This window comes from Streptomyces anandii JCM 4720, assembly GCF_014650655.1.
GTDB lineage: Bacteria > Actinomycetota > Actinomycetes > Streptomycetales > Streptomycetaceae > Streptomyces > Streptomyces anandii.
Window position 1 is genome coordinate 65,583 of the sequence record NZ_BMVJ01000024.1, and the last position, 9,091, is coordinate 74,673.

11 protein-coding genes are annotated in these 9,091 nt (G+C 68.7%); 8 read left to right on the forward strand and 3 right to left on the reverse strand.

The window, feature by feature from the left end; genetic code table 11:
• A partial coding sequence (locus IE249_RS39005) for a serine hydrolase domain-containing protein (protein ID WP_229859593.1) occupies positions 1-248 on the reverse strand: 248 nt, incomplete at its 3' end.
• 520 nt (positions 249-768) lie between these two features.
• Here IE249_RS39005 and IE249_RS30525 point away from each other — a divergent pair.
• The 7 genes from IE249_RS30525 to IE249_RS30550 all read left to right on the forward strand — a co-directional run bounded on the left by IE249_RS30525 (position 769) and on the right by IE249_RS30550 (position 5,859).
• Positions 769-972, forward strand: a complete 204-nt coding sequence (locus IE249_RS30525; RefSeq protein ID WP_065963989.1) for a cold-shock protein — start codon at positions 769-771, stop codon at positions 970-972.
• A 232-nt stretch (positions 973-1,204) separates the two neighbouring features.
• Complete coding sequence (locus IE249_RS30530; protein WP_189709957.1) at positions 1,205-2,686, forward strand: DEAD/DEAH box helicase; 1,482 nt, start codon at positions 1,205-1,207, stop codon at positions 2,684-2,686.
• A 44-nt stretch (positions 2,687-2,730) separates the two neighbouring features.
• Positions 2,731-3,030 (forward strand): CBS domain-containing protein, encoded by a 300-nt coding sequence (locus IE249_RS30535; RefSeq protein ID WP_308434417.1) that lies wholly within the window; start codon positions 2,731-2,733, stop codon positions 3,028-3,030.
• Positions 3,031-3,114: 84 nt separating this feature from the next.
• Positions 3,115-3,264, forward strand: a complete 150-nt coding sequence (locus IE249_RS40380; RefSeq protein ID WP_506367746.1) for a hypothetical protein — start codon at positions 3,115-3,117, stop codon at positions 3,262-3,264.
• A gap of 649 nt (positions 3,265-3,913) precedes the next feature.
• Positions 3,914-4,264 (forward strand): MerR family transcriptional regulator, encoded by a 351-nt coding sequence (locus tag IE249_RS30540; RefSeq protein ID WP_189709959.1) that lies wholly within the window; start codon positions 3,914-3,916, stop codon positions 4,262-4,264.
• Between the two features lie 135 nt (positions 4,265-4,399).
• Complete coding sequence (locus tag IE249_RS30545) at positions 4,400-5,095, forward strand: alpha/beta fold hydrolase (RefSeq protein WP_189709961.1); 696 nt, start codon at positions 4,400-4,402, stop codon at positions 5,093-5,095.
• Between the two features lie 281 nt (positions 5,096-5,376).
• Complete coding sequence (locus IE249_RS30550; protein WP_229859595.1) at positions 5,377-5,859, forward strand: DUF5994 family protein; 483 nt, start codon at positions 5,377-5,379, stop codon at positions 5,857-5,859.
• Positions 5,860-5,929: 70 nt separating this feature from the next.
• On the opposite strand, the gene IE249_RS30555 is transcribed toward IE249_RS30550, so the two are convergent.
• Positions 5,930-7,192 carry a SpoIIE family protein phosphatase gene (locus IE249_RS30555; RefSeq protein ID WP_189710039.1) on the reverse strand — a complete coding sequence of 421 codons (1,263 nt, stop codon included), beginning with the start codon at positions 7,190-7,192 and terminating at the stop codon, positions 5,930-5,932.
• Positions 7,192-8,001, reverse strand: coding sequence for an alpha/beta fold hydrolase (locus IE249_RS30560; RefSeq protein ID WP_189709963.1), 810 nt, complete (start codon positions 7,999-8,001; stop codon positions 7,192-7,194). The genes IE249_RS30555 and IE249_RS30560 overlap by 1 nt, the downstream gene beginning before the upstream one ends.
• Positions 8,002-8,303: 302 nt before the next feature.
• Between IE249_RS30560 and IE249_RS30565 the strand changes: the two genes are divergently transcribed.
• The gene (locus IE249_RS30565) at positions 8,304-8,525 is read left to right on the forward strand and encodes a hypothetical protein (protein WP_189709965.1); all 222 of its coding nucleotides are present in this window, start codon (positions 8,304-8,306) and stop codon (positions 8,523-8,525) included.
• The last annotated feature ends 566 nt before the right edge of the window (positions 8,526-9,091 follow it).

The window sequence follows — 9,091 nt, forward strand, 5'->3', positions numbered from 1 at the left end:
ATCCCGATCGGCTCGTCCAGTGCGATCCTGCCCTCGTCCACGAGGATCAGCAGTGCGGCGGCGGTGACGGACTTGGTGATTGAGGCGACCCGGAAGATGGAGTCCCTCGCCATCGGGGCGCCGTCGCCGGCGTCCTGCGCGCCGACGGCCGCCACCTCGACCTGGTCACCCCGGGCCACGAGGCCAACTGCTCCCGGCAGCGTACCGGCAGCGACGTGGGCTTCGAGCAAGTCGTGCAGGGTCGTCATGGGGCCGCCTTCCGGAAGATTGCTGTCGAAAGACAGACTCCCGCACGGTCCGGGAATCATCGGCGCCGACAGGTCTGGTGGCGGAAGCCTCGTCACGGAACGTCTCAAGAAGACCAGATCATGATCGCGTCACCAGCTCTGACGCCCGGGGAGGCTGATCAGGTTGAGCGGCCTCGACGCGGCGGGCACCGGCCGCACAGACCTCCATGAGCCAGGACGCCGCCCCGGGGCGAGCGCGAGGAACGACGGGCCGGCCTGCCTCACAGCCGACAGGCCGCGCCCGCGCAGGGCAATATCTGTGCCCGTGACATGAGAAATAGGTGTGGGACACGGCGAGAATTCCTCCTCCGCCAAGCCGGAATGCAATTATCGACCGTGCAGGGCCGATCGCACCGTGCTACTGTCGATCTCAGTTGCAGGTGCGGTTGCCAGAAGGTTGATTTCCGACGGGGTGATCATCACGGCGACACGGAATTCACGAAGGGTGAATTCCCGGCACCGCCTCCGAAGGAGAAATAATATGGCTACTGGCACCGTAAAGTGGTTCAACGCGGAAAAGGGCTTCGGCTTCATCGAGCAGGACGGCGGCGGCGCTGACGTCTTCGCCCACTACTCGAACATCGCCACCCAGGGCTTCCGCGAGCTGCTGGAAGGCCAGAAGGTGTCGTTCGACGTCGCACAGGGCCAGAAGGGCCCGACGGCCGAGAACATCGTTCCCGCCTGACACCGGCGCTGACGCGTACTTCGCAGCTGGGGCCCGCACCTCTGGGGTGCGGGCCCCAGCTCGCTGCTTTTCAGGACGCCCGACAGCAAGGCCTCACCACTTCACCGGCCGATGACGCATTTTCCGTCGGTCCGACTCGCTCCACATCGACTTCGGCTCGTCTCGAGATTCTCTGCGCCGCTCATCTGCTGCGGGAATTCCTTGGTACGCGCCTCACCAAGGAAGGACCCGCATGAAGCGTGCCCGAAAAGCCCGCACGTATGACCGCGTCGGAGGGGGCGCCGGCGGCAGCCGTTCCAGCGGTCCCCGCCGTAAGGGTCACGGAGACCGACACGCCGTACAGGGCGAGTTCTCACCGCCGACGACGATCACGCCCGCCCTGCCCGCCGTCGGGGCGTTCGCCGATCTCGTCATGCCCGCACGACTGCTGGCCACGCTCGGCCGCGAAGGCGTGACCGTGCCGTTCCCGATCCAGGCGGCAACCCTGCCGAATTCCCTGGCCGGTCGCGACGTACTCGGCCGTGGCCGCACCGGCTCGGGCAAGACCCTCGCCTTCGGCCTCGCGGTACTGGCCCGCATAGCGGGACGGCGTGCCGAGCCGCGGCAGCCGCTCGCCCTCGTCCTCGTCCCCACTCGCGAGCTCGCTCAGCAGGTCACCGACGCGCTCACTCCGTACGCCCGCTCCGTGAGCCTGCGGGTGGCCGCGGTGGTCGGGGGGATGTCGATCGGCAGGCAGGCCGGTGCGCTGCGCAGCGGAGCCGAGGTGGTCGTCGCGACGCCCGGGCGACTGAAGGACCTCATCGAGCGGGGCGACTGCCGGCTGGACGATGTCGCCGTCACGGTCCTCGACGAGGCCGACCAGATGGGGGACATGGGCTTCATGCCCCAGGTCACCGCTCTGCTCGACCAGGTGCGGTCCGACGGGCAGCGGATGCTCTTCTCGGCCACCTTGGACCGCAACGTCGACCTGCTGGTCCGCCGCTACCTCACGGACCCGGTCGTCCACTCCGTCGACCCGCCGGTGGGTGCGGTCACCACGATGGAGCACCACGTACTCCACGTGGACGACGCGGACAAGCATCGGACGACCACCGAGATCGCGGCACGAGACGGCCGAGTGATCATGTTCCTGGACACCAAGCACGCCGTGGACCGGCTGACGAAACACCTGCTGAACAGCGGTGTGCGCGCCGCGGCCCTGCACGGTGGCAAGTCCCAGCCGCAGCGCACGCGGACCCTGGCCCAGTTCAAGAGCGGGCATGTGACGGTCCTGGTGGCGACCAATGTCGCGGCGCGTGGGATCCATGTCGACAACCTCGACCTGGTCGTCAATGTCGATCCGCCCAGCGACCACAAGGACTACCTCCATCGCGGTGGTCGTACGGCCCGCGCCGGCGAGTCCGGCAGCGTCGTCACCCTGGTCACCCCTGACCAGCGCCGCGCCATGAGCCGGCTGATGGCTTCGGCGGGCATCGTTCCGCGGATTGCCCAGGTGCGGTCGGGCACGGCGGAACTGAGCCGCATCACAGGCGCCCAGGCCCCTTCCGGTGTCCCGGTCGTCATCACCGTGCCGGACGCGGAACGTCCCCGCGCAGGGTCGTCCTCGCCCCAGGGCCGCCGAGGCCGCCGGCGCCACGCCGGCCAGGCCCGCCCCGTCGGTGCAGCCGCGAGCCGCGGGGCACAGCAGCGCGCCGGGTTCGGCTCGGCCGCCTAGAGCCGTCGTGATCACCAGCCCATCCCTTCCCGCAGGAGGCGCCAATGACGACGCCGGTTCAACCACAGCACCAGGTGGCGGAGCACTCCCCCAAGGCCGTGGTCGACTACGGGGACACATCCGGACCTCGCGTCTGTGACGACATGACGGTCGAGGTGGCGCTGTCCCTCATGGCCGGCGCCCGTGTCGATCACCTCGTCCTGTGCGACGGGGACGACCAGAGGACGGGCCTGGTCACACTGGCCCGGCTCGCCGTGCTCCGCAGCAGCCCCGCCTACACGGACCGGATCCGTCTACGGGACCTTCTCGACGGACCCGTTCGCCCCGCTCGGCGGTCGACCTGAGGCACCCGTTCGAGCCGACCGAGAAGGGGGCGCCGGGCTCGCTCGCCGAAGAGCGTAGGGCCGGAGCTGGCCACAGGCGACTCCGTGACCATCGGCCGCCGCCACCCGATCGAACAGGTGGGCAAGGTCATCACCCGGAAGGACCGCCGCGCCTTCAGGAGCGGCGGAGTGGTCCGGGCTCCTTCGACACGTGCGGGGGTACCGCCTTCCGGGCGGCGTGAACACAGGCGGTGAACCGCCGCCGAAGACCCGGTGAGGGCCCTGCCGACGCGCGTCGGCAGGGCCCTCACCGTCGTTTCACCACCTCGTCGTTTCACCACCTCGTCGTTTCACCACCTCGTCGTTTCACCACCTCGTCGTGTCACCACCCCGCCGTTCGGCGTCCATGCGAAGACTCCCGGCCGAGTCGAGCGACGGAGCAGCGCCACTGCGACGGCTTCGTCCACCCGTCGACCTCCATAGGAGACCTGTAGCTGTCGAGAACCAAAATCTACTCTTGCCAGAGTAGACATTGCCCTTGAGGGCAGTTAGTCTTCTTCTCATCGAAACGGTCAAGTGAGACCCGGCAGACACGGACTGGCGGGTAGAGGTACGTAAGTTCGCAGGTCAGCCCGACTCTGGAGCTCAGAGAAAGGACGGAGGAGCAGACGCCATCAGGATCGCCCGGTCCGAGAGGCTCTCGGACCGGGTACCGCAAGACCCCGGAATGGATGGTGGTCCCCGGTCACGCAGCCGCGATCCCCGCACCCCTGCCCTTGCCGGGCCGGGTAGCGGAAACAGAAGGTCGGCAGAGCATCGCGCCGACGGATGGTGTTTCATTTCCTTCGGGGCCCTGGTGCCGTACGGCACCAGGGCCCCTCGACGCATTGCACAACGAGGTGACATGGAAGCAGATACTCCGCTCAGCGATCGTCTGGACGACGATGACTACCCCGCATACACCATGGGCCGGGCCGCCGAAATGCTCGGCACCACCCCTGGTTTTCTCCGAGCCATCGGTGAGGCTCGTCTGATCACTCCGCTGCGCTCGGAAGGCGGACACCGGCGATACTCCCGCTACCAACTGCGGATCGCCGCTCGCGCCCGCGAGCTCGTCGACAGGGGAACACCGATCGAGGCCGCGTGCCGCATCATCATCCTCGAGGACCAGCTCGAAGAGGCTCAGCGCATCAACGCCGAGTACCGCCGTGCCGCGAAGACGGCGTCCGAACGCCCTGCCCCAGGCCCGAGCTGATCACTTGGGCGGGACCGGGGGGCGGAAGTGTCCTTCGCGGGCTGGACATGCACCTTGCTGCGCGCACGGCCGCCCCCGTTCTGCTGTCAGCCAAGACTGTGGCGGCTCCGATGGCGTGGGCGACAGGATCGTCACATGCAGCCGATCTTCGTTCTCGTGCACAGTCCGTCCGTAGGCCCCTCGACCTGGCGCGCCGTGGCCGAACACCTGACGGGGGCGGGATACCAGGTACGGGTGCCCTCCCTGCTGCACATCGGCTCCGGCGCTCCGCCCTTCTGGCCCCGCATCGCCAGTGCTGTCCGCGACGACCTCCGGCAGGTCCCGGCCGACAGGCCGGTCACTTTGGTGGCACACAGCAACGCAGGCTTGTTCATCCCGGTGATTCGCTCGGGCCTCGACCATCCGGTGGCCGGCTCGATCTTTGTCGACGCCGCGCTGCCGGCCCGAACCGGACCGACCCCTGTCGCGTCGTCCGAGGTGCTGGATTTCCTCCGCCCGATGGCCGTGAACGGCAGGCTGCCGCGCTGGACCGACTGGTGGGACGAGGCAGACGTCGCACCCATGTTCTCAGATCCTGTGGTGCGGCAGACGGTCATCGAGGAACAGCCCACCCTGCCGATGTCCTACTACGAGCAGCACGTCCCGGTCCCCGACGGCTGGGATGATCATCCCTGCTCCTACTTGCTCTTCGGCCCTCCGTACGACGGCATTGCCGCCGAGGCGCGCGAACGCGGCTGGCGTGTGGCACACCTGCCCGGCGCGCACCTCCATCAGATCGTCGATCCTGCCGGCACGACCCGGCACCTCGTCGACCTCGCCACCGCGACTTGATCCACGTCCGATACACCCACGCAAGCCTCACTTCAGGACAGACGCGAGGTCAGGATCGTCACCCGGCCGGAATGCTCAGCGCGGTCGCGGAGCGCCTGCAGCGTGCCTCGTCGGCGTCGTCTCGTTCCGGACCGTTCGAGCCACGGACGGCACCGGCGGCCGCTGCCCCGGGCGTATCCTGACTCCACCGAGAGCATCTCGCGCAGCGCGACCACGGCGGTGCCGTTCCCGGCGAACGACGGAAGCGGACGGCCTGGAGCCGACCGGGACGGGATCGCGCGATGGACGTCACCGGAACGCCGGCCGAGGGTGGCTCCTCGGCCGGAACACGTACCTACCGGATGCCGGCCGCCAGGGTGGCACTCGCCCCAGGCATGGGCCACGGACCGCTCCAGGGAGCCTGGTGGCCGCGCTGCGACATGCTGGAGCTGGAACTGCCGTCGCTCCTCGGCTCGCTGGACCCCGGCCTCGGCATCGTCGCCCGCGTCACCGTCGACACAGTCGCCTGGCCCGGCGTCCCGCAGAAGGTCACGCTGCCCGGCCGCATGATCGAGGTCGCCCTGACCGCCGTGGATGCCGAAGTCCATGCCATCGCCCTGGACTGGGGCACCGCGGGACACCTAGAACTGCTGGTCATCCCGCCTGGTGAGTCGCGGGCGGCAGCAACCTGGTTGCTGGCCACAGCGGCTGACCCGGCGAACACCCTGACTGCCGCGCACATGCTTGCACTCGCCGAGGCCGGTTTCGAGGGCGGCCACAGATGAGCCGCGGCTGGTGGGCGCAGGACACCCACAGCGGGTGACATCCGGCCTACGCCGGCATACGTGAACCGACTCACTGCTGCTCTTCTCGGTCGGCGCGGGGCACATGGACGGCCAGGACGGCGGTGTCGTCGTCCACCCCGGTGCCGAACGTGTCGAGGAGGTCACGGACGGTCGTGATGGCGCCCTGGGCGGTGGCGGGGGCCAGGGCCCGGACGAAGTCGAGGAGGGCTTCGTCGCCGTAGCGTTCGCCGCCGATGGCGGCGGTGTGGGCCTCGGTGAGGCCGTCGGTGTGCAGGAAGAGAGTGTCACCGGGATCGAGACGGAAGGTGATGGTGGCGATGTCGGCGTCGGGCAAGACGCCGATGAGCTGGCCGCCGGGGGTGGGCAGGTAGTCAGCGGTGCCGTCCGCACGGAGCAGCAGGGCCGGGGGATGGCCGCCGCTGGCGAGGGTGATACGGAAGCCGCCCTGGTCGCCGTCGGGGGTGAGCAGGCCGAAGATGACGGTGCAGAACCGGGGGTCGGTGCCGTTGTACTCGTGGTTGAGGACGGTGTTGAGGTTGCTGAGAACCGCGGTCGGGTCGGGGTCGTAGACGGCTGCGGCTCGCAGGGTGTAGCGGGCCAGGGATGTGACGGCCGCCGCCTCGGCGCCCTTGCCGCACACGTCTCCGAGGAAGAGTCCCCAGGTCCCGGCTGCGAGGGGGAAGAGGTCGTAGAAGTCGCCGCCTACCTCGTCGATCGAGGCGATGTGGTAGTACGCGGCCACGTCCAGGCCGGGCACGTTCTCCAGTGCCGGGGGCAGCAGCGTTTTCTGCAGGGTGGTGGCCAGCTGCTGGAGGCGTTCGCGCTCTCGCTCGGCCTCTTGGCGGGTGCGCAGCAGTTCGTGCTCGTAGGCGCGGCGGTCACGGGCGTCGAAGATCGTGGTGCGGATCAGCAGTGGCTGCCCGTCGCTGTCCGTCTTGACGGTGGAGGTCACCAGGACCGGCAGGCGGCTGCCGTCGGCCGCTTCCAGCTCCAGCGCGATGCCGCTGATCTCGCCCTGCATGCGCAGGAGCGGCGCGAAGTGCGTCTCGTGATACAGCCGCCCGCCGACGGTGAGGAGGTCGCAGAACTTCCTCCGGCCGACCAGGTCCGTGCGCTTGTAGCCCAGCCAGTTCAGCAGGGTGGTGTTGACCTTGGCGATCTGCCCGTCCAGCGAAGTGGAGAGGTATCCGCACGGGGCGTTCTCGTACAGGTCCTCGATGCTGTCTTCCAGCAGAGCGGAGAAGGCCTGGGCGTCGTCCGGGGGCTCTTCGGGGTCCGGACCGGAGTCCTGGTCTCCGTCGGTCCGGCACATCATCGCAGTCTCCCTGCGAACGCGGCGATCGCCTGGGCGGTCTCCTCGGGGGCGCTGAGCTGGGGGCAGTGCCCGGTGGCGTTCAGGGTGATGAGCCGGCTGCCCCTGATCCGGGCGTGGACGAAGGCACCGACCTCCGGTGGGGCGATGGCGTCGCTGGAGCACTGGGCGACCAGGGTGGGCACCGTCACCTGCTCCAGGTCGGTGCGGTTGTCGGACAGGAACGTCACACGGGCAAAGACCCTGGCGATGTCCGGGTCGGTGGCGCAGAAGCTGTTGGTCAGCTCCTGCCCCAGTTCCGGGCGATCGGGGTTGCCCATGATGACCGGTGCCATCGCCCCCGACCAGCCCAGATAGTTGGCGTCCAAGGACTGCAACAGTTCCTCGATGTCCTCGGCACTGAACCCGCCGCGGTACCCGGCTGCCGGGTCGTCGATGAAGCAGGGTGAGGGGGCGAGCAGCACCAGCCCGGCGAAGTACTCAGGGTGTCGCGCCGCGGCCAGCACGCCCATCGTCGCGCTGACCGAGTGGCCCACGAACGTCACCGGGCCGAGGTCCAGCTCGCGGCAGATCTCCAGCACGTCGTCCACATAGCCGTCCATGCTGGAGTAGCGGTCCTCACTCCACGCCGACAGGTCCGAGCGGCCCGCTCCCACATGGTCGAAGAGCACCACCGTGAACTCGCGTTCCAGCGCCGGCACCACCAGGCGCCACAGGTTCTGGTCGCATCCGAACCCGTGCGCCAGCATCACCACGGGCCCGCCCGGCCGCCCGGACACCCGCACGTGGTTCCTGCTGCGCACGTCCATAGGACTCATCCTCGCAGAAACGAAGGACCCCAGGATGCCTGTAACCGGCGAGCGACCCGTGATGACGCCCCCACCATGCGGCTTACGGGGCAGGTCACCATCGATACCGGCGTCCGGTGCCAGAAGCAGAACGAGAAGCACGGGAACCCCAGGGCAGCCACTGTCAGCGAAGGAAACCTGCGGCTGATTTTCGCCGCATCTCGGTTGCGAAACCCCAGGTCAGCGGCGTGACGCGATGGCTCCGGTCCGGATCTGTGCCGACGGCCACAGCGAACCGGGTACACGTGGGCTCATACTGAGTCATGACAAAGTCTGCTGCACCGAAGCGCCACTTGCCCACCAGCCCTTTCAAAGCCCCGGTCACACAGGCTCCCAAGCACTTCGCCGTGGGCGACCGGGTCACCCACGACGTGTACGGCCTCGGCCGAGTGGTCGGCATCGAGGATGGAATCGCGGCGCTCGTGGATTTCGGCTCGGCGCAGACGCGGATCCTGAGCCCGTACGCCAAGATGACCAAGCTGTAGAACCGCTGTGCCCGGTCGCGGCACACCCAGGTCTCCTTCAGGGACCTGAAACGAAAGAGAGCCTCTCATCGATCTGACGTCACTGTTCTCCGCGCCGGAAGGGCAACCTCCTTGCTCCGCTGCGGCATCGCCGCCTCCGGCGACCAACCCGTTCCAGGCACCTGACTTCGGGCAGGGCGAGACCTTGCCGCTCGAGGGCCCCCTGGAGCACGGCTCGGGCATGCGTGCGGCGCGGCCCAGGGCAACTCGTCCCCGTGAATAACGGTTGCCACTCGTCGCGTAGATCACCGAGGTGCTCGAGCAGGCCTTGAGGCGGACGAGCCCTCGCCCGGTCGGGCCGGGTGGTCGCGACCGGGGCCTGGGAGCCGTGACGCCCGGCAGGAGGACTGGCACGGTCACCCTCCGTCGGCCGGGCAAGCGGCGGTCTCTGGGCGCGATGGCCTGAACGCTGCGGGCAGGGCGCGGGACCCATCCCTTTGATGAAGGTGTCCGCTTGACACGTCGTCAACCCTCGCGGCGCGGGTAGGCGCTCCATGTGACAGTCGAGGAAACGTCCCACGGCATGG